Below are 235 nucleotides of genomic sequence, written 5' to 3' on the forward strand. Positions count from 1 at the left end.
GAACTTCAACCATGACCATTACCGCCACGGTAAACGCAACAGGCATTTATGCCAATACTGCTAGTATTACCGGTACGGAAAATGATCCGACACCAGGTAACAACACCTCGACTTCTACGCCGGTTCCGACACCAACTACAGACAGGTCTCTGACTAAAACTGTTGACAATGCGACACCGGCGGTAGGCAGTAACGTGGTATTTACCCTGGTAGCCAACAATAATGGTCCTAGTGA

General features: G+C 48.5%; 1 protein-coding gene. It reads left to right on the forward strand.

Annotated elements, in window-relative coordinates; translation table 11 throughout:
* The coding region (locus tag H9X96_RS22610) for a DUF11 domain-containing protein (protein WP_187668447.1) at positions 1 to 235 on the forward strand (235 nt) is incomplete at both ends.

It is taken from the genome of Pedobacter sp. N36a, assembly GCF_014472395.1.
In the GTDB taxonomy this organism is placed as follows: domain Bacteria; phylum Bacteroidota; class Bacteroidia; order Sphingobacteriales; family Sphingobacteriaceae; genus Pedobacter.